The 20,355-nt window shown below is 70.6% G+C and carries 14 protein-coding genes; 2 read left to right on the forward strand and 12 right to left on the reverse strand.

Features of this window, described 5'->3' with window-relative positions; all coding sequences use genetic code 11:
* Positions 1-170: 170 nt before the first annotated feature.
* From AB0B85_RS18635 to AB0B85_RS18645, 3 genes are all read right to left on the reverse strand, one after another.
* A complete protein-coding gene (locus AB0B85_RS18635) occupies positions 171-1,949 on the reverse strand; it encodes a PucR family transcriptional regulator (RefSeq protein WP_357408810.1) in 1,779 nt (592 codons plus the stop codon).
* 68 nt (positions 1,950-2,017) lie between these two features.
* The gene (argG, locus tag AB0B85_RS18640; protein WP_357408812.1) at positions 2,018-3,469 is read right to left on the reverse strand and encodes an argininosuccinate synthase; all 1,452 of its coding nucleotides are present in this window, start codon (positions 3,467-3,469) and stop codon (positions 2,018-2,020) included.
* Positions 3,470-3,516: 47 nt separating this feature from the next.
* The gene (locus AB0B85_RS18645) at positions 3,517-4,338 is read right to left on the reverse strand and encodes an RNA methyltransferase (RefSeq protein WP_357408814.1); all 822 of its coding nucleotides are present in this window, start codon (positions 4,336-4,338) and stop codon (positions 3,517-3,519) included.
* Positions 4,339-4,455: 117 nt separating this feature from the next.
* Here AB0B85_RS18645 and AB0B85_RS18650 point away from each other — a divergent pair, with 117 nt between their 5' ends.
* Positions 4,456-6,303 (forward strand): thiamine pyrophosphate-requiring protein, encoded by a 1,848-nt coding sequence (locus AB0B85_RS18650; protein WP_357408816.1) that lies wholly within the window; start codon positions 4,456-4,458, stop codon positions 6,301-6,303.
* Between the two features lie 202 nt (positions 6,304-6,505).
* Here the strand turns inward: AB0B85_RS18650 and AB0B85_RS18655 are convergent, their stop codons facing one another.
* The 9 genes from AB0B85_RS18655 to AB0B85_RS18695 all read right to left on the reverse strand — a co-directional run bounded on the left by AB0B85_RS18655 (position 6,506) and on the right by AB0B85_RS18695 (position 18,757).
* Positions 6,506-8,770, reverse strand: a complete 2,265-nt coding sequence (locus AB0B85_RS18655; RefSeq protein WP_357408818.1) for a transglycosylase domain-containing protein — start codon at positions 8,768-8,770, stop codon at positions 6,506-6,508.
* Between the two features lie 26 nt (positions 8,771-8,796).
* Complete coding sequence (locus AB0B85_RS18660) at positions 8,797-9,186, reverse strand: hypothetical protein (protein ID WP_357408820.1); 390 nt, start codon at positions 9,184-9,186, stop codon at positions 8,797-8,799.
* Entirely contained in the window at positions 9,183-11,915 is a 2,733-nt protein-coding gene (locus AB0B85_RS18665; protein WP_357408822.1) for a hypothetical protein, read from the reverse strand. The genes AB0B85_RS18660 and AB0B85_RS18665 overlap by 4 nt, the downstream gene beginning before the upstream one ends.
* A 56-nt stretch (positions 11,916-11,971) precedes the next feature.
* Positions 11,972-13,474, reverse strand: coding sequence for a class I SAM-dependent methyltransferase (locus AB0B85_RS18670; protein ID WP_357408824.1), 1,503 nt, complete (start codon positions 13,472-13,474; stop codon positions 11,972-11,974).
* Positions 13,475-13,487: 13 nt separating this feature from the next.
* A complete protein-coding gene (locus tag AB0B85_RS18675) occupies positions 13,488-14,489 on the reverse strand; it encodes an L-histidine N(alpha)-methyltransferase (protein ID WP_357408826.1) in 1,002 nt (333 codons plus the stop codon).
* Between the two features lie 201 nt (positions 14,490-14,690).
* Positions 14,691-15,689 carry a hypothetical protein gene (locus AB0B85_RS18680; RefSeq protein WP_357408828.1) on the reverse strand — a complete coding sequence of 333 codons (999 nt, stop codon included), beginning with the start codon at positions 15,687-15,689 and terminating at the stop codon, positions 14,691-14,693.
* A 527-nt stretch (positions 15,690-16,216) separates the two neighbouring features.
* Positions 16,217-17,020 carry a hypothetical protein gene (locus tag AB0B85_RS18685; protein ID WP_357408830.1) on the reverse strand — a complete coding sequence of 268 codons (804 nt, stop codon included), beginning with the start codon at positions 17,018-17,020 and terminating at the stop codon, positions 16,217-16,219.
* Between the two features lie 151 nt (positions 17,021-17,171).
* Entirely contained in the window at positions 17,172-18,278 is a 1,107-nt protein-coding gene (locus AB0B85_RS18690; protein WP_357408832.1) for an SPFH domain-containing protein, read from the reverse strand.
* A 5-nt stretch (positions 18,279-18,283) separates the two neighbouring features.
* Positions 18,284-18,757, reverse strand: a complete 474-nt coding sequence (locus AB0B85_RS18695; protein WP_357408834.1) for an NfeD family protein — start codon at positions 18,755-18,757, stop codon at positions 18,284-18,286.
* 110 nt (positions 18,758-18,867) lie between these two features.
* Between AB0B85_RS18695 and AB0B85_RS18700 the strand changes: the two genes are divergently transcribed.
* On the forward strand, positions 18,868-20,181 hold the full coding sequence (locus AB0B85_RS18700) for a serine hydrolase domain-containing protein (RefSeq protein ID WP_357408836.1): 1,314 nt from the start codon (positions 18,868-18,870) through the stop codon (positions 20,179-20,181).
* Positions 20,182-20,355: the final 174 nt, after the last annotated feature.

The following is a 20,355-nucleotide window of genomic DNA, read 5'->3' on the forward strand; positions in this document are numbered from 1 at the left end:
GCCTCCGCCGACGGCTCGGGTCGCTTCTTACGTCCGGTCTGGTCGTTCAGTGTCGCGGTCATCACGGCACCCTCCTCACCAGGCACAACGCCTGGTAGGTCAGTCCGGAAACACCGTTAGATCCATACTCCCTGCGGGCGCCCGCAGGCGTGGTGGGGTCGGGCGGGAGGTCAGGGAGTGCGGACCGCTTCCAGGGCCAGCAGGGCCACGTGGAGGGAGAGGCTGGCTTCTACCGAGTCGAGGTCCACGTCGAGGATGCGGGCGATGCGGGCCAGGCGTTCGTAGAAGGCCGGTCGGGACAGGTGGGCGGCGGCGGCAGCGGCGGACTTGTTGCGGCCCTGCGCCAGGTAGGTGCGCAGGGTGTCTAGCAGTCGCTCCCGGGGGTGGCGGGCGTCGTACTCGAGCAGTGCGCCGAGTTCGCGCTCCACGAAGGTCTGCAACCGGGGCTCGTCGCGCAGCAGGTGCAGCAGCCCGGCCAGACCGACGTGGGGCAGCCGGAAGATCGGCAGGTCGCGCGGATCCCGCCGGGCCGCCTCGGCGATCTGCCGCGCCTCGACGAGCGAACGGCGGGCCTCCCGCGGGGTGCCCACCCCCGATCCAGCGGCCACGATCACGGCACCTGGACCACCACCCCGGGATCCGTCGACCCCCGCCGGCCCGGCGGACGGGTCGATGCCGGCCGCCGACCGGGTCGTGTCACCGACGGAGGACGCGCGAGCGGCGCCCGCGTCGAGGCGTACCCGGCGAAGTGCGCTGGCGAACGCGGACAGCGCGCGGTCCTCGGCGGCCGGGTCGGTCAGGGCCAGCAGCACACCTACCGAATTGTCGTCGACCGCGCTGGTGAGGGCGGTCAGTTTCGCCTCGCGCAGCGCCTGGCCGACGGCCTCCGACAGGTCCCGCAGCCGGGCCTGGGCGGCCTCCGGGCCACTGTCCCCGGCCAGGTCCTCGGTCCGGTGTCGGACCATCACGCCCACCAGGTGCCGACGGTCGAGCACCACGCCGAGCGCCTTGGCCCGCAACGTGACCTCGTCCACCGGTCGGGAGTGGTCTAGGAGCGCGGTGAGCAGGGTGCGGTGGATCTGCCGTTCCAGCCCTTCGGCGTCGCGGCGGATCAACCGGCCCAGCGCGAGGGTGGACGCGGCCCGCTCGATCAGGATTGTCAGCCGGGTGGGCGGGCCGGCGGTCGGCGCGCTGGACTGGGCGCTGGGCACGTCGCCGCTGGCCGGCCAGCGCAGCAGCAGCCGCCCCCAGTCCTGCCCCCGGGCGCCGACGACTGTCACCAGCCACCCGCTGTCCGGGTCGTACGCGGTCCGACCGGCAGGTCGGATCCGCCGGGAGTGCTGCTCCCAGCCGTCCAGCAGCAGCTCGGCGCTCTCCCCGGCCGGGTCGTACCCCAGCACCTGACGGGACAGGTTCTCCAACACCACAGGGCAGCCGGAGAGCTCGGCGGCCTGCCGGATCACCTCGGCGGCGTCGGCGCCCTCGACGGACAGGTCGTTGAACCGCTGGTGGATCTCCTCGGTGGCGCGCAGCTCGGTGAGCTGCGCGTCGACGATCAGCGCGTGGACCGCCTCGGTGATCCGCACGAACGGGGTGGCGCGGCGCAGCTCCACCAGGGGCAGCCCGCGCCGCTCGGCGGCGGCGATCATCACCCGGGGCACCCCGCTGACGTAGCGGCGGCCCAACTCGACGACCAGCCCGGAGACGCCGACGTCGGCCAGGTCCCCGATGAACGCGCGGAGCCCGGCGTCGTCCCCGGGCAGGCCGATGCCGGTGGTGAGCACCAACTCGCCACCGCCGAGCAGGGTGGCGATGTCCGGCACCTCGGCGACGTGCACCCAGCGGACCGGTCGGTCCAGCCCGGCGTCCCCGGCGACCATGCGTGGTGCGCCGTGTCGGACCGGGTCCAGGGCGAGGACCTCACGCACGGTAGGGAACACGGCCGACACGCTACCCTCCGTGACGCCGGATCTCGACTTTCGCCGGGCGACGTCACGCAGGGTCGGCGCGGGTTGGCTCAGTCGACGCCGAACTCCATGGCGGCCCGGTCGAGTGCCTCGTCGTCGGCGGAGGTGACACCCCGGGAGGCGATGGCTTCCGCGCCGCCCTCCGGCATCGCACCGATCAGCCCGGTCGAGGCCGCCTGCGCGGCGCCGACCATCCGCTGCGGGCTCGCCCCGCCAACCATGCCGAGGTTGGCGTACTGCTCCAGCTTCGCCCGCGAGTCGGCGATGTCCAGGTTGCGCATGGTGAGCTGGCCGATCCGGTCCGACGGGCCGAACGCCGAGTCCTCGGTACGCTCCATCGACAGCTTGTCCGGGTGGTAGCTGAATGCCGGGCCGGTGGTGTCCAGGATCGAGTAGTCCTCGCCCCGCCGCAGCCGCACTGTCACCTCGCCGGTGACCGCGGTGCCGACCCAGCGCTGCAACGACTCGCGCAGCATCAGCGCCTGCGGGTCCAGCCAGCGGCCCTCGTACATCAGCCGGCCCAGGCGGCGGCCTTCGCTGTGGTAGTTGGCCAGGGTGTCCTCGTTGTGGATGGCGTTGACCAGCCGCTCGTACGCGGCGTGCAGCAGCGCCATGCCCGGTGCCTCGTAGATGCCCCGGCTCTTGGCCTCGATGATCCGGTTTTCGATCTGGTCGGACATGCCGAGGCCGTGCCGGCCGCCGATGGCGTTTGCCTCAAGCACCAGGTCGACAGGGCTGCCGAACTCCTTGCCGTTGATCGTCACCGGGCGGCCCTGGTCGAAGCCGATGGTGACGTCCTCGGTCGGGATCTCCACCGCCGGGTCCCAGAACCGGACGCCCATGATCGGGCTCACCGTCTCGATGCCGGTGTCGAGGTGCTCGAGGGTCTTCGCCTCGTGCGTGGCACCCCAGATGTTGGCGTCGGTGGAGTATGCCTTCTCGGTGCTGTCCCGGTAGGGCAGGCCACGCTCCAGCAGCCACTCCGACATCTCCTTGCGCCCACCCAGCTCGGTGACGAAGTCGGTGTCGAGCCACGGCTTGTAGATCCGCAGCTGCGGGTTGGCCAGCAGGCCGTAGCGGTAGAACCGCTCGATGTCGTTGCCCTTGAAGGTGGAGCCGTCGCCCCAGATCTGGACGTCGTCGGAGATCATCGCCCGCACCAGCAGGGTGCCGGTCACCGCCCGGCCGAGCGGGGTGGTGTTGAAGTACGCCCGGCCGCCCGAGCGGATGTGGAAGGCCCCGCAGGTCAATGCTGCCAGGCCCTCCTCGACGAGGGCGGCGCGGCAGTCGACGAGTCGGGCGACCTCGGCGCCGTAACTGAGTGCGCGGCCGGGCACCGAGGCGATGTCAAGCTCGTCGTACTGGCCGATGTCTGCGGTGTAGGCGCAGGGCACAGCGCCCTTGTCGCGCATCCACGCGACCGCGACCGAGGTGTCGAGGCCGCCGGAGAAGGCGATGCCGACACGTTCGCCGATGGGCAGGGAGGTAAGAACCTTGGACACGGGGAAAATTATGCAACAGAGCGCATGGACATGCAAGCCGGAGTGAATTATTCGCTGTCGTCCAACGGATCGTCGCGACCCAACTCCCAGAAGGCGACAGCTGCGGCGGCGGCGACGTTCAGCGAATCCACCCCGCGTCGCATCGGGAGCCGCACCCGTACGTCACTGGCGCTCTGCGCCGCGCCGGTCAACCCGGGGCCCTCGGCACCGAACAGCAGCGCCGACCGTGCCCGCTGCTCCGCGGAGAGCCGCTGCATCGGCAACGCCTCCGCCGCCGGGGTCAACGCCAACACCGTGAAGCCGGCCTCCCGCACCTGCTCCAGGCCCGCCGGCCAGCGGGTGAACTTGGCGTACGGGACCGCGAAGACCTCGCCCATGCTGACCCGGACGCTGCGCCGGTAGAGCGGGTCGGCGCAGGTCGGCGACAACAACACCCCGTCGATGCCGAGCGCGGCGGCGCCCCGGAAAACGGCACCCAGATTGGTGTGGTTGTTGATGTCCTCCAGGATCACCACCCGGCGCGCGGCGGCGAGCACCTCGGCCGCCGTCGGCAGCGGCCGGCGGTGGAACGACGCCAGCACCCCCCGGTGTACGTGGAACCCGGTGGCCCGTTGCAGCACGTCCTGCGTCGCGGCGTAGACCGGCGCGTCGCCGGTGTCCAGGTCGGCGAGTTGGTCGATCCGCTTGGCGTCGACCAGGTACGACCGGGCCGGGTAGCCGGCCCGCAACGCCCGGCGCAGCACCAACTCGCCCTCGGCGATGAACAGGCCGTGCGGCGGCTCCCAGCGGGTGCGCAGTTCGACGTCGGTGAGCGCACGGTAGTCGGCGATGCGGTCGTCGTCAGGGTCGGTGATCTGGTGGACGGGCACCCGACGATTCTGCCGGACGGCGCGGCTCGCCCACCGATGCCCACCCGTGGGGTGTTTTGTCCGAAGGAGAAGGGGAAAGACGGCCGAGTAGCGGAACCGACGGGAAGGACCAGTCAGGTGAGCACAGCGCACCCCGGACCGGGCGAAGTCGGCGCTCTGCCCCGGCACCCCACCGTCGCCGACCACATCGTGTCGCGACTGTTCAGTTGGGGCGTACACCGCTACTTCGGTTACCCGGGCGACGGCATCAACGGCCTCACGTCCGCGCTGCAACGCACAGGTGGTCGCGCCCAGTTCATCCAGGTCCGTCACGAGGAGACCGCGGGCTTCGCCGCGTCGGCACACGTCAAGTACGGCGGCGGGCCGCTGGGCTGCGCCCTGGTGACCAGCGGGCCGGGCGCCATCCACCTGCTCAACGGTCTGTACGACGCCAAGCTCGACCACCAACCGGTGGTCGCCCTGGTCGGGCACACCGCGACCACCGCCGAGGGCGGCGGCTACTACCAGGAGGTCGACCTGCTCGCCCTCTACAAGGACGTGGCGGCGGCCTTCCTCGCGCAGCTCGACCACCCCGCGCAGGTACGTCACCTGGTCGACAGGGCGTGTCGCACCGCGTTGGCCCGGCGTACGGTCACCGCCCTGATCCTCCCCCTGGACATCCAGGACGAGCCGGCCATCCCGGACCCACCGCACGCGCACGGCTACTACCAGACCAGCAACGTGCCGAGCAGCACTCCCACAGTGCCGCCGGAGGCCGACGTGCGCCGGGCCGCCGAGGTGCTCAGCGGTGGGCAGCGGGTGGCCATGCTCGTCGGGCAGGGCGCGCTCGGCGCGCAGGAGGAGGTCCGCGAGATCGCCGATCGACTCGGTGCCGGAGTGGCCACCGCCCTGCTCGGTTTCACAGTCGTCGACCATCGCGAACCCTGGGTCACCGGGGCGATCGGACTGCTCGGCACCCGACCGAGTTGGCAGTTGATGACCGGCTGCGACCGACTGCTGATCGTGGGCAGCAACATGCCGTACTCGGAGTTCTACCCGCCACCGGGACAGGCCCGCGCGGTGCAGATCGACCTGGACGGCACCCAGCTCGGACTGCGGTACCCGACCGAGGTGAACCTGACCGGTGACGCCCGTCCCACGTTGCGGGCGCTGCTCAACGAGCTGGGCCCCGGCCCCGGACCGACCGCCTGGCGGGCGGAGATCGCCGAGGCCACCTCCGCGTGGCGTCGCGTGCAACGGGACCTGGCCGAGCAGAGCGCCGACCCGGTCAACCCGCAACTGCTCTTCCACACCCTCAACGAGCGGCTCCCCGAGGACGTGCTGCTCGCCGTCGACTGCGGCACCACCACCGCCTGGTACGCCCGCCACCTCCAGGTCCGCCCCGGGATGCTGGCCAGCCTGTCCGGCACCCTGCTGTCCATGGGCGGTGCCATGCCGTACGCGCTGAGCGCCAAGTTCGCCCACCCCGACCGGCCGCTCGTCGCGCTGATCGGCGACGGGGCCATGCAGATGAACGGCGTCAACGAGCTGATCACCGTGGCGAAGTACTGGCGCGGTTGGGCCGACCCCCGGTTCGTGGTGCTGGTGCTCAACAACCGGGACCTGGCGTTCGTCAGCTGGGAGCAGCGTTCCAGCGAGGGAACGCCGATGTTCCCGGACAGCCAGCAGTTGCCGGACATCGCCTACCACAAGTGGGCAGAGGTGCTCGGGCTGCACGGCGAACTGGTCGACGCACCGGAGCAGGTGCCGGCGGTCTGGGAGCGGGCGCTCGCCGCCGATCGACCGGTGGTGATCAACGCCCTGGTCGACCCGGCCGAGCTGATGCTGCCACCGCACTTCACCGCCGAGCAGGCCCGGAAGACCGCGGCGGCGGTGCTGCGCGGCGACACCGACTGGGCCGGCATCATCCGCCGCGGCATCCCGTCAACGCTAGCGACCTACCGCCCCCGCCGCCCCAAAAACTAACCCCAACCCTCAACCCCAACCCCCCAACCCCAACCCCAACCCCAACCCCAACCCCAACCCCCCCCCCGCGGCCCCACCCCCTGCCCCGTCGATCATGGAGTTGTGGTGGTGGACAGAGGCCCGCAAATACCCGTACAACGGGCACCACAGGTCCATGATCGACGGGTGGGGACGGGGGCGGGGGTGGGGGCGGGGGTGGGGTTCAGCCTCGGCGGTTCAACCAGCGTTCCAGCGGGGACAGCGGGTTTTCGTTCTGGTTTTGGGGAGGCTGCGGGGTCCTGGGGCGCTCTACCGGGCGGTGCGGGTCGCCGGCCAACTCGTGGCTCGGTGCGGCGAACGCCTTCTCCGGCTGGCCCTTGACGGCTGTCGCGATGACCCGGGCGACCGCGTCGATCACCTTGGTCTGCACGGCCGACCCCACCGAGTCGGCCGGGTCGTCCGGGTTGGCGGCGATGCCGGCCACCGCGACCTGCGGGGTGAAGCCGACGAACGTCTCGGTGGAGTTCTGCTCCGAGCTACCCGTCTTGCCGGCCACCGGCCGGCCGTCGAGGATGTCGTTCACCCCGGTCGCGGTACCACCGTTGCACTGCCCGAACGCCGACTGCTGACCCACCGGGCAGCGCGCGGCATCGGTGGCGGCACGGGCGACGTCGGGGTCGAGGACCCGCTTGCAGGCTGGCTGACCAACCGGCACCTTCGCACCGTTCGCGTCGGTCACCGAGACCACCGGCACCGGGGCGCAGTAGGTGCCGTCGGCGGCCACCGTGGCGTACGCATTGGCCAGGTCCAGCGGGGTGGTGGCGGCCACGCCGAGGGTGAACGAACCCCAGTTTTCGGCGTTGTTCTTGGCGAAGGCGGCATCGGAGTCGGCGCGGAAGGTGATGCCGAGCCGCTGCGCCATCTCGACCACCTTGTCCTGGCCGACCTGCTCGGCCAACCAGACGAAGTAGGTGTTCACCGAGCGGCCGAAGCCGTCCCACATCATCCGGTACCCGTCCATCCAGTCCGGGTTGGCGTTCGCCGGGCACCATTTGCCGTCACAGCTGCCCGGCCCCTCGGCGGCGTACCGGGTGGGCAGCTTGGCCGGCGCGTCGAAGCCGGTGGAGAGGGTACGGCCCGACTCCAGCGCGGCGAGCATGGTGAACAGCTTGAACGTCGAACCCGCCTGGTACCCGTCGACGCTGGCCCCGCCGGAGATCAACGGGTTGACGGTGTTCGGGTAGTTCGGTTGTCCGGCCGGGTTGTCAGCCAGGCTGTAGTGCCGGTTGACAGCCATCGCCAACACCTGGCCGGTGCCGGGCTGGACCGCCGCGATCGGCAGGGCGCGCTTGTTGTCGTACCCGTAGACCTTGGTGGCCTGCTGCTGCGCGGTGGCCTGGATCTTCGGGTCCAGCGAGGTGATCACGGTGTAGCCCCCGGAGCGCAGCGCCTGCTCGCGCTCCGCGACGGTCGCCCCGAACGCCGGCTGGGCCACCCACCACCGCCGCAGGTAGTCGCAGAAGTAGCCCCAGTCGTCGTGCCCCTGGGACACGGCGGTGCAGCCGTTGGGCTGCGCGGTGGGGTGCAGGGCCAGCGGCTCCGCCTTGGCCTGGGCGGCCTGCGCGGCGGTGATCGCGTTGGTGGCGACCATCGAGTCCAGCACGTACGACCGGCGGGCCAGCGCGTCGTCCTTGTCTCCGCTGATCGGGCTGTACGCGTCCGGGGACTGCACCAGGCCGGCGAGCAGCGCCGACTCGGCGAGGGTCAGCTGCGCTGGTGCCTTGCCGAAGTACCGCTGGCTGGCCGCCGCGATCCCGTAGGCGCCGGAGCCGAAGTAGGCGATGTTCAGGTACCGGTCGAGGATCTCGTCCTTGCCGAGGCTCTTGTCCAGCGCGCTCGCGTACCGGATTTCCTGGATCTTGCGACCGACGGTGGGGTCGGTGGCGGCGGCCCGCTCCTCGGCGGTGCGGGTGGGGTCGGTCTTGAGGACGTTACGGACGTACTGCATGGTCAGCGTCGAGCCGCCCTGCTCGGTGCCACCGCCCTTGACGTTCGCCACAAGTGCCCGGGCGAGGCCGCGCAGGTCCGCCCCACCGTGGTCGTAGAAGCGCCGGTCCTCGGCCGCCACGATCGCCTGCCGCATCACCGGGGCGATCTCCGACAACGGGACGTCGGTGCGGTTCACGTCGTAGAACGTGGTGATCAGCGTCTTACCGTCGTTGGCGTAGAGGTACGAGCGCTGCGGGGTGGCCGGGGTCTTCAGCGAGGCCGGCAACGCGGCGTACGACCCGAGCGCGGCGCGGGCGCCGAGCCCGAGCAGCAGGTTGCCGGGGAGCGCGGCGACGGCCAGGACAAGCCCGGCCAACACGCCGGCGAGCAGCACGGTGAACAGCCGCGACAGCGGCGAGCGGGGGGCGGCCATGTTTCCCAGGATTGCCACGGAGTTCGGAAAACGGCCAGCGTGGGCGGCGATTGTCAGGCAATTCACCGCCAACCGTGGCAGCGGCCCGACCGTCAACCCCCCAGTACGCCGCTCCAGCGGATGAACCCGGGCAACAGGAGCACGGCGCACACAAGCGCCAGAACCGTCATCGTCAACGGCAGCCGGGCGCGACGCAACGCCCGGCGCAGGTACTCCTGCCGGATCTCGTGCTTCTCGGGCTCGCTGAAATCACGGTCGATGTAGAGGTCGGCGTCGCGTTCAGCCGCCTGGAACAGGTGCGCCGCCCAGGTCAGGAAGCCGGCGGCGACCACCCAGAGCGCCGAATCCAGCGCGATCTTGCCGGTGGAGACGTCGCTGCCCGGTGGGCCGGTGGAGACGGAGGTGAGCATGTTGATCCCGGCCCCGGCGAAGAGCCCGGCCAGGAAGTTGAGCGTTGACGGCGCCGGCACCGCGATGCTCACGCGTCCTCCTCCGGCCCGAAGTCCGGCCACGGCAGATCCGGCCAGGCGACGCCGCAGACAGTGCTACCGAGCGCATCGATCTGCTCCAACAGCTCCCGATCGGCGTGCTCGTCGAGCCGACTGCTCAGCTCCGTGAGCCGAGCACGGTAGGCCAACTGCTCGCTGATCACCTTTTCCACGGCGGGCGTCCGCATCGGTCCGTCGCGCTTGCTGATCTTGTCCCGGATGGTCCCCTCGATCTGCTCGCAGCCGCGCTGCCAGGCGCGCAGAAGACGCCTGGACATCGTCGCCCCGTTGGCGGACGACTCGACGGTTTGCGGCGCCACGGCCACCTCCGACAGCTCGGACGGCTCCGGCCGACCTGGGTTGATGACGTCGGCGAACAGTTTCAGGCTCTCCAGCTGCACGATGCGCCACACGATGTCGGCGAGTTGGGCGGCCACGAAGGGAATGCGGAGCCGCTCCTCGGGCGCGGTGCGCAGCAGCGTCGGGCTCCTCCGCTCGGTGGTGATCCGCTGGACCAGCGTCTTCAGGTGGTGCGGGGCGTCACTGGCGGCTTCGGTGCAGAGCAGCGTCGCCTCCAGCGCCTGAGCCATGTCGATCTCCCGGCCCTGGGTGGCCCACTCCCGTTCCCGCCCCAGCAGCCAGGCATACGCGGTATTCATGCCCGGCCGCATCGGCACCCCGGCTCGCCTCAGGGCACTGAGGCTCATGGCGGTGGTGGCCTCGTCGCGGTTCCACGTGCCGGTGCCGCTGCGCCACCAGTTGTCGAACGGCCCGCCCTCGGACACCTGCAGCTGGAGCCATTTGCAGGCGTCCTCGACCACCGGGTGGTCCACCCGCAGGTTCGCCTGGCACAGGCCGAGCACCACCCGCGCGGTCACCCAGGGCACCCTCGCCGGGTAGAAGTTGCCGTCGTCCTCCTGTGCCCGGCGGGCCACCTCGATCAGGAGGTCGATCCGCTGCTGGTCCTGGTACTTCGCCGGCGCGGCGCCCTCGAAGCCCAGCAGCAGACCGAGCACCCAGTTGCGGTACATCCGATCGGTGTCCAGCTCGTCGGCGCGGATGCCGGCCAGGTGTGGCGCCGCCCCGAGGATGGCGTCCTCCTCGGCCATCGACTCCTGGATCTTGACGAAGTCCTCGTAGTCGGCGGTCACACCACCCACGGGCTCGGGCAGCTTGCAGTCGGGAGCGTCGTAGCTCCAGCGGGCTCGCACCTTGTCGGCGATCTCCTGCCAGGATTCGACGTGGTTGAGCTGAACGAGCGCACTCGCCGCGAAGACGGCGGCGCCGAGATTGTCCCCCCAGGACGGGTCCTCGGCGCTCTGCCGCCGCATCGACCGGCCGTGCCGGATCAGCATCTCCCAGGTGGTGAGCAGGTGCAGGCTGTCGGTACGGGCCATGTCCGGCGAGACCAGCTGGTCGAGCCGACCCAGCGTCGCCTTCATCAGGCGCTCTCCACCGCGCTGCAGATGCAGCCACACGTTGTGCTCCGGGCGCTTCCACAGGTCGGCAGCCTTCCAGTGCTGGAGGGCGTGGTTCATCACCAGCTGAGCCCGACGGCGGGAGCCGATCAGGTAGGCGCCGTCGACCTGGAAGATGAGGCCGTCGTCGCGCAACTGCTCAAGTGTCGTCCGCAACTGACCCGCCTCGCGGGTCGCCATCTGCAGCTCCAGCACGCCGAGGCAGGCCAGGCGGTAGAGCATCTCCCGCTGGTCGTCGGTGGACACCTGCCGGGTGTAGTAGGCCTCCAGGTCCGCCTCGGTGGGCACGCCACCGCGCAAACCGTAGAGGTCGATCGCGGTCAGCGCGATGTGGACGTCGTCCTGAGCCAACCGCCGGATCGTCGGCCAGTTTGCCTCGCTGATGCCGCTCTCGACCAACAGTTGGCTGATCAGCGACTTTCCCTCGGCGAGGACCTGACGCAGCTCCCGGGTGGGTTCGCCGCCGGCGAGTCTGGGGCCGGCCGACTTCCAGCTCGTGGCGAGCACCTGAACGTCCAGCCCGAAGTCGGAGCGCAGCCGGTTGAGGCAGTCGAACATCTCGTTGAGCACCGGCGGGTTCGCGTGCAGGTTCTCCAGGACCACCAGGTAGTGGCCGGTGTTGCTGCGCCCCTGCTCCAACAGCGCCAGCATGATGGACTCCGGGCCGTCGGCCGGGTCGGCGAGGTTGAGCCAGACGACGCCGTCGCCGGCACCGGAGCGCTTGTCGGCGACGTTTGCCACAAGCGCGGACTTCCCGCAGCCGTGCTCGCCGATGACCACCACGTCGCGGCCCTCTTCGAGCTGAAGCTCGACCTTCGTGGAGCTCTCCGTCAACCGGTCCAGCTTGGCGTAGTACTCCATCGCGGCGGCCGAGGGCCGCTCGGCGTGCCCGACCCGCTTGGGCCGCCAGCTCGGACCGAACGGGTCCTTCTGTAGCGCGTACGCGAGTAACACCAGCGGCGTGACACCGTGCGTGCCGTCGGTGTCCTCGGTGGTGGCCCGGACGGCATCCTCGGAGAGTCGCACCTCGGTGGGGCGCCCCATCGCCTCGACCCGGACGACCAGCTCGTGCCCCACCCCGTCGAGGAACTCCGTCGCCGCGCTGACGACCCGCAGCGCGGCGGGTCGCTTGTCGAGCATGGCCGTCTGGGCGGTGAGGTCCTTGTGGGCGGCGGTGAGCAGCTCGTACGCGCTCGCGTTGGGGCTGAGAGCGTTGACGGCCAACCAGGGCGAATAGTCGGGCACCGACCCCCCCTTCGGCGATCACCGTGGGTCAACCACATCACCACGACATGTTGATGCTAACCGCCAATCCTCGTGCTGTCGCAGGGCAGGTCCACCCGCAGCCGGAGGTACTGGGTCCGCACCAGTTCGCCGTCGACCGACTCGACGTCCGAATCGGACACCCGGAATCCCGCTCGGTTGAACGCCGCCCGCACGTCGTCGGCGTCCCCGAGGTCGTGGCTGGCCATCCGGGTGGCGTACCGGCGGGCCGCGTAGGCGAGATCGTCCAGCTCCACCGAGAGCAGCCCCCGCCAGCCCGCGGCCCGCTCACGGAACCGCAGCTCGAAGTCGTCGACGAGATCGGACACCCGGTGCCGGTCGTCCTGCTCCTCGTCATCCCTGGGCCACTCGTTGCCCGGGTGCAACCGGACGGTGGTGATCACCGAACCACCCGGGTTCAGCAGCGCCGACCAGCTGCCGAGCACGGTGTCCGCCGAGTCGCGGTTGAACCGGGTCAGGAACGCGTCGGCCAGCACCAGGTCGAACCGGCCGTCCTCGACGAGCCGGGCGACCGCGTCGGGACAGGTCACGTCGGCCTGGTGCACCTGGACCCGGGAACCGACCTGCTTGGCGTACCAGTCGCAGGCCAGCAGCGGCGTCTGACACATGTCGAGCACGTGCACGTCCAGGTCGGTGGGGAGGACACCGACCGCCGACCGGGCCGCCTCCAGGATGTAGGCGAGCAGGGTGTAGTCGGCGGTGCCACTGATCAACACCCGGCGGGCGCCCTGGCGGAACGCCTCGGCCAACTGCCTGGTGTAGAACTCGGCGTGCCACTGCGGGCTGCTGACCATGTCGAACAGCCGCAGGTACTGCCAGGACTGGTGGTACCAGGAGCAGCCGGTCCGGTCCAGGTGGGACGGTCCGCAGGACATCGGGGCCATCGCGTACAGCATGTTCGCCGACTGGAGCAGCCAGCGGGTCAGCTCCAGGCCGGGCCGGCGCGGTCGACCACGGTCGGGGAGGCATGCCTGGCTGCGCAGCCGATCCCAGAGCAGGCGGGCCTGACTCACCTCGTCGGAGTGACCACTGACCACCCAGGACGCGAGGCCGTCGCCGCCCACCTCCTGCCGCACCACCACCTGACCGTCGATCAGCCACATGTCGGTCATCGGCGCCAGCGGCGGCTCACCGGCGATGAACACCGGCACCATCACCGCGTCCAGATCATGCTCCAGGTCCTCGGCCAACTGCTTGTCGACAGCGCCGGTGCCCACGTCCTCCCCGGGCACCAGGTACATGCGGCGTACCGTGGCCCGCTGCGCCAACTGGCGGAACATCGCCCGGGAGAACGGGTCGACGGACCGGCTCGCGGTGGTGTACGGGACTATCTGGCACAGCTCGTCGTGCACCCCGGCGACCAACCCCTGCACCAACTCGTCCATCGCCGCGCCGGGTAACCGCACCGAGTTGGGGTCGGTGCCCTCGTAGGAGGCCCGGTAGAAGAGGCTGGCCCGCCGCGCCCGGTCGATCAGGTCGGCTGGCGTGACCCTCCCCGGCGCCCCCTTTCGCTCGGTCATCTCGACCACTCCCTCACCCTCGCGACGCCGTGATCACCAAATGATGGCTCCCGGGCACCAACTCGGCGTGCCGGATGAGCCACCCTGATTCCCTGACGGCGGCGATGGCGTCGGGATAGTGGAACCTGCGGGACTGGAAACAGCGGACGCGATGGCCCGCCTGCACCTCTGCGCCACCCAGGACGCCCGGTCGGAGCAGCACTGCTTCGCCGGTCACCGCCCCGTCGCGCCACTGCAGCACGAAATCCAGGTCGACCTCGGGCAGACCGGCGGCGCGCAGCGGCTCCAGGGCCGCGGCGCGGAACTCCGGGCAGCGGTACGGCGCAAGCACCGTCTCCGCCGGCTCGTCCGGCCGACCGACCACCACGCTGAGCACGAGCACGTCGTGCGGGCGCAGCGAGGCTCGGATGTTGGCCAGGGCGGCGGTCGGGCATTCCAGGTTGCCGAGTGTGTGCCCGAGCAGGCAGACGACCACCGGTTCAGGACCGGGTCGCCACCGCTCGACACCCTCGGACACGCCGGACTCGATGTCCCACACGTGAGAGTCAACGCTCATCCGGCCGGCGGCGAAGCGGGCCAACCGGTGACAGGCGATGGCGAGCAGGGTGGCGCTGAAGTCCAACGCGAGGTAACGCTGGCAGGGGTGACCGAGGCTGGTCAGGTGGCCGAGGAAGGCGCTGCTGCGCCGGCCGTTGCCGGGGCCGATCTCGGCTACCGCGAGCGCGTCGGCGGTCAGCGCCTGGGCCGCCAGCAGGGCTTCGGCCTCGTGCCGGGCAGAGGTGAGCATGCTCAGGTAGTCGTCGGTGCTGGCGTACGCGTCGTGCGTGTGGGCGGCACTGCCGGCGTAGGCGAACTTGAGTGGCAGCTGACCGGCGTGGATGGCGGCCAGCGCGGCTCGACGATGCCGCTCGCACTCGAAGTGTGGTGACGGGCAACGGCTCGCGTCACCTGTCGGATCGGGCTGTGGTGGCAGGTTGGTGGCGCCTGTGCCCACCGCGCCGATCGCTTCCGCCACAATGCCCTCCGACGAAGTCAGAGCTGCCGCCGACCTGATAGTAGGGCAATGACGCATGACAATGGCTCGTGTACGCCTGGATTGTTTCAGGATCTGCAACCACAGCACCTCATTCGCCACTAGTAGCAGACCAATAAGCTGATCGCCACCGGCCATCGGCCGGACATTCAAGCCGAACGGCTGAATTGCGCACCGGGCGACTCAGTCGGACCGGCCACTGCGTTTACGCAACTGTTGCACGGCGGCGCGGGCCGCCGTGGTGAACGTCGGCGCGGTGAACTGGTGCCGTTGCCAGTCGCCGTGCAGCCCGCCGATGTCGTCCACCCCCTCCTCCACCAGCAGCACCATGTACTTGCTGAAGGCGAGGGCGGCTCCCTTCTCCTCGATCAGCCAGGCGCTTGTCGCGAACTTCTCCCCGGGCTCGGCAAACTGCCGGGCCCGGGTCATCAACGATACGAAGTACTCGCACTCCCGAATACGGTTGAGCACCGCCATTCCGACGTACCCGTCCGCGGCCCGGCCGGTGATCACGGTGAAACCCTGGTCCTCCAACAATCCGGTGAGACCCCGGACGAAGCCGTCCTCCTCCTTGAAGCGGTAGGACAGGAAAACGGTGTTGCTGGCGACCTTCGGTCGCACCAGGCCCGGTTCCGGCCGAACATGCTCCAGAATCCGCACCTGGTCGACGTCGTCGACCAGGCGTTCCAATTCGTCGTCGCCAGTGCTGCTCGCCCGCTCGCGCACCTCGCCGAGGAGCCGATCCGCCCGGGATCTGCCGGTGGCGAGCAGCCGGAACGCCTGACACTTGGTCAGGACCACGTCGGCCTCGGCCCCCAACATCTCCGGCGGAGTGCGCTTGTCGAGGGTGATGGCATCGCGCAGCCGGGTGCGGTCTCCGTGGTAGAACGTCACCGCTTGTTCCTCGACCCGGGCCAGGTCCACGTAGAGCACCGTCGCGATGCCCTCGTCCGTCCGGGCGAGAACGAACCGGGCGGCCTGAGCCAGATCGGTGCTGAGTGGATCGACGATGAGCACGTCGAATTCCGTCGCGCCCGCGACCCGCGCTGCGGCGTCGGCAAGGGTCTCGACCGCCACCACCCGCTCCACCAGAGGGCTGGAGGTCAGTTCCTGGTAGAGCCGGCCCGCAGCGGAACTATCGTTATCGCAGAGCAGCACGGTCAATCGGGGAAGCGCAGCCACGATATTGCTCCATGAATGTCGACATCGCCGGGAATTGAGCACCAATGGTGGCACGATCCCGCGGCGAGACGCCTCCGCGTTGCGTCCGCCGACAATGGCCAAACGGACCCGTGCCGCGCCGTTGGGACGGGGCGCCATGGGCTGTGTGCTTTCCGGGGCCACACAGTCGGACCTCGGGCGGATCACCGCCCGACGGAGCCGGGGCGCGTCGACCGGATCGGTGCCCGGCCGCTGCCCAGCCGCGCTCTGAGCCCGCGAACTGGGCCGTCACCAGCGGCGGCGCACTGTCGAGTGCCGAGGCTACGTCGACGAAACCGTTGTCCGCCCCGACGTCACCAGCCGCCTCACCGCTATCGACGAGTGGCGGTGACGATGTCGGCACAGGCCGACCACGGCTCGACCCGACCAACCCGAAGGTCACGGATCCGACAGTTCCGTGGAACCGTCTTTCCCGCCGCCGTAGGCCCGCAGGACAACCTCATTTCGTCGTATGGGCTAACCCGCGGCAGGTTTATCGCCGGCACGAATCAGGCGGCGGAAATGGGGCCACCCGGGGCGGTGGGCGGCCCGGCCGGAGTGGAGAGGCTGGCGCTGGCCGCGTCGCGGGCGGTTTCCCGGGGCATCAGGCGGCCGGAACGGTAGCCGATACCGATGCCGGCGATCAGCACGAAGATCGCGCCGAACGTCTGCAGCGAGCCGATCAGGGCACCGCCCAGGCCGAGCAGCGGCGCGGCGATGATCAGCATGACCCCGTCACCAAGACTGAAGGTGCCCGAGCGGGCCACCGCCCACCCGGTGAGAAACCAGCCCACGCTGTAGAACGTCGCGCCGAGCAGGACCAGCGACCGTGCGGTGGTGCCGAAGACCGGCGTCTGCTCGGCGAGCCCGGCGAAGGGCAGCATCAGCACGGTGCCGGCGATGCTCACCAGCAGCCCGGCGGCGGCCACCCGGCGGCTGCGGGTCGCCGCCAGCAGCCCGGTGAGGGCCAGCAGCGCGAGCAGGCCGAGCCAGACCGCGGCCACCCAACCGATCAGGTACGCCGCCCGGCCGTCGGCCGGATAGGGGTCGTTGCCCACCCCGCCGTCGCTGGCCATCGCCACCACGCCGTAGAGGATGGCGTACGCGGGCAGCAGCCACACGGCCGCCCGCGCGAACCGGCGCACCGACCAGGCCCAGCTGGCGTTGGTGGCCGGGCTGCCCGGCGTCGGCTCGTCGACGAACGGCAGTACGCCGAACCCGCCACCGGTGCTGCGGGATCCCAGCGGGGCGAGGGGGTCGTGCGCGCCGGGCACCGGGGCCGAGGACCACATCCGATTCGCCGGATCCTTCATGCGTCACCTCGCTCGTCCGCGAGTGGTGCGGAACGCGCCGGGGCGCCCCGATTGCCTGGTCACCACCCGTCCTAGGACCGATCGTGGCAGGCTTCGGAGCGCCCCATGAGTCTTTCTCGCATTTATCCGGTCGGGCGACCGGCGTCCTGGATCAGCCGCGCTCGCGCTCGTCGGCCGGATCCTCGGTCAGGCTGGCCGGCGACACCGGCTCCGGCGCGGGCAGCCCCTGCGGCTTGTTGCCGCCGGTGGCCTGCGCCTCGGCGACGCGTACCTCGTCGTGGATCTGCTGGGCGGCGGCGGCCGCGGCCTGCGCCGCCTCCGCGGCCTCGCGCTCCACCTGGCTCGCGTGGTCCGCGGCCTCCGGTGCGGGCAGGTCCCCGACCATCTGGCTCAACCCGCCGAGCGCGCCACCCATCCCCTCCAGGGCCTTGGTCAGCTCGGCCGGGACGATCCAGACCTTGTTGGCGCTGCCCTGCGCGATCTGCGGCAGGGCCTGGAGGTACTGGTATGCGAGCACCTTCTGGCTCGGGTTCGCCTGGTGGATCGCGTCGAAGACCGTCCGGATCGCCTTCGCCTGACCCTCGGCCTGCAGGATCCGGGCCTGCCGGTCACCGTCGGCCCGCAGCACCGCCGACTGCTTCTCACCCTCGGCGGTGAGGATCTGCGACTGCTTGTGTCCCTCCGCGGTGAGGATCGCCGCCCGGCGGTCCCGCTCGGCGCGCATCTGCTTCTCCATCGAGTCACGGATGCTGGCCGGCGGCTCGATCGCCTTGATCTCGACCCGGGTCACCTTGATGCCCCACCGGCCGGTGGTCTCGTCCAGCACCCCGGAGAGGTGCCGGTTGATCTCGTCCCGGCTGGTCAACGCCCGCTCCAGGTCGAGCGAGCCGATCACGTTACGCAACGTGGTGACGGTGAGCTGCTCGATGGCCTGCAGGAAGCTGGAGATCTCGTAGGTCGCCCGGACCGCGTCGACCACCTTGAAATAGAGCACCGTGTCGATCGAGACCACGAGGTTGTCCGAGGTGATCACCGGCTGCGGCGGGAAGCTGACCACCTGCTCCCGCATGTCGACCTTCGTGCGCACCGCGTCGATGAACGGCACCAGCAGGTTGAGGCCCGGGGTGAGCGTGCGCTTGTACTTGCCAAGCCGTTCCACCACGTCCTGGCGTTGCTGCGGCACGATCCGCACCGCCTTCGCCAGCGTTATCACGGCGATCAACGCCACCGCGATCACCACCACCCCGATCAAGGTCATCCCGTTCACCCTCTCGCTTCCGGCAGCTCGCCGGCGGAAGAAATATCGTCCTGCCAGACCAGGGCGGTCGCGCCCCGGACTTTGATCACCCGAACCCGTTGACCCGGGTCGAACGTCTGCGTCGTGTCATACGAGCGGCCACTCCACAGCTCACCGTCGATCTTGACGAGGCCGTGGTCGGCGTCCACCCGCTCCAGCACCAAGGCCGTGGAACCCACTATCGCCTCCAGGCCGAACGGCTGGTCGCCGCTCTCCAGCGACGAGAGCTGATGCCGCCGCAGGGCCGGCCGGGCCACCAACAGACTCAGCGCCGACACCACCGCGAAGACAAGCGCCTGTACCGCTACCGGCGCACCCAGCGCGGCGGCACCGCCAGCGGCGAAGGCACCGGCCGCGAACATGATCAGAAACAGCGTCGTCGTGAAGATCTCGGCGACGGCCAGCAGCACACCCAATACGATCCACACCACGGCGTCCACCCCACGATCGTGACACGCAAATGCACGCGCGGCCTCCTCTGGAAGATCAGTAGGCTCGGCGCCGCCCAGTTTCGACCACGATCCGAAGGTCTGACCCCGAGGAGATCCCGTTGACCCTGCTGCCCGAGACCGCCCGACGGATCGACGCCCAGGTCGCCCAGGCGCAGCTGGACGGGCACGCCCCGTCGCTGGTACTCGGCGTGGTCCGCGACGGCGCGCTGGTCCACCTGGCCACCGCCGGCGAGCACCCCCGCCCGGACGCCGACCTGCAGTACCGGCTCGGCTCGATCAGCAAGACGATGACCGCGACCCTGATCATGCAACTGCGTGACGCCGGCCGCCTCGCCCTCGACGACCCGCTCGAGGAGCACCTCCCCGGCACCGGCGTGGGCTCGCTCACCCTGCGCCAGCTCCTCGGGCACGCCAGCGGCATCCAGCGCGAGCCCGAGGGCGAGTGGTGGGAGCGGACCGCCGGGGTCGACCTGACCACCCTGCTCGCCGGGGTCGATCCCGACAAGATCGCCTATCCGCCGCACGCCACCTACCACTACTCCAACCTGGCGTACGCGCTGCTCGGCGGGCTGCTCGAACGGCTCACCGGGACCCCCTGGGTGGACCTCCTCGGCGAGCGGATCCTCACCCCGCTGGGCCTGCCCCGCACCACCTACGCGGCCATCGAGCCGTTCGCCCGTGGCTACGTCGTCCACCCCTGGCACGACACAGTGCGCGAGGAGCCGCGGACCGACACCGGTGCGATGGCCCCCGCCGGGCAGCTCTGGTCGACGATCGAAGACCTGGGCCGCTGGGCCGCGTTCCTCGCCGACCCCGACCCGTCGGTGCTGGCCGCCGACACCCTTACCGAGATGTGCTCCCCCGTGGTGATCAGTGACCTGAAGTCCTGGACCCACGGGCACGGTCTCGGCCTCGAACTCCACCGGGAAGGCGACCGCGTCTTCGTCGGCCACGGCGGCTCGATGCCCGGCTACGTAGCCTCACTGGCCGTACACCGGCCCAGCCGCACCGCCGTTGTCGGCTTCGCCAACTCGTACGGCTTCCGCAGTGGTCACATCGGCGCGCTCGGCCGGCGACTGCTCACGCTGGTCCTGGACGCCGAGCCCGCACCTGTCACCCCGTGGCGGCCGGCCGAGGCCGCGCCGCCCGCCGACCTCGCCGAACTGACCGGCCACTGGTGGTGGATGGGCACCTTCATCGAGGTGTACGCCGACGCCGCAGGTGACCTGCACGCCGGCCCCGTCGGCGCACCCGACCTCCGCTTCGTGGCCGAGGGGCCGGACAGGTGGCGGGGGCGCGCCGGCGAGCAGGACGGCGAGATTCTCAGCGTGCGCCGGGACGAGCAGGGCCGGGCGGTCGCGTTGGACATCGCGACCTTCGTCTACACCCGCACCCCCGACCAGGAGCCCTGAGTCGCGCCGCTCCGGCCGAGGCGGACCCCTCCGTCGCACCCGACAGCCCGCGCAACCGCGCCGAGCCCCCGGGCGCCTGCCACGATCCGCGAACCTTGCCTGATGTCGCTCCCCCCAGCGCCCCGAAGGCAGCCGTCGCGGATCGTGGCGGAGGCGGGCGCGGGACCGCGCGGG

It is taken from the genome of Micromonospora sp. NPDC049044 (genome assembly GCF_040649215.1).
Lineage (GTDB): Bacteria > Actinomycetota > Actinomycetes > Mycobacteriales > Micromonosporaceae > Micromonospora.

Excerpts from the sequence above, each read along its gene's own strand:
- AB0B85_RS18685 (WP_357408830.1), bottom strand. The coding sequence starts at position 17,020 with ATGAAGGATCCGGCGAATCGGATGTGGTCCTCGGCCCCGGTGCCCGGC.
- AB0B85_RS18690 (WP_357408832.1), bottom strand. The coding sequence starts at position 18,278 with ATGACCTTGATCGGGGTGGTGGTGATCGCGGTGGCGTTGATCGCCGTG.
- AB0B85_RS18670 (WP_357408824.1), bottom strand. The coding sequence starts at position 13,474 with ATGACCGAGCGAAAGGGGGCGCCGGGGAGGGTCACGCCAGCCGACCTG.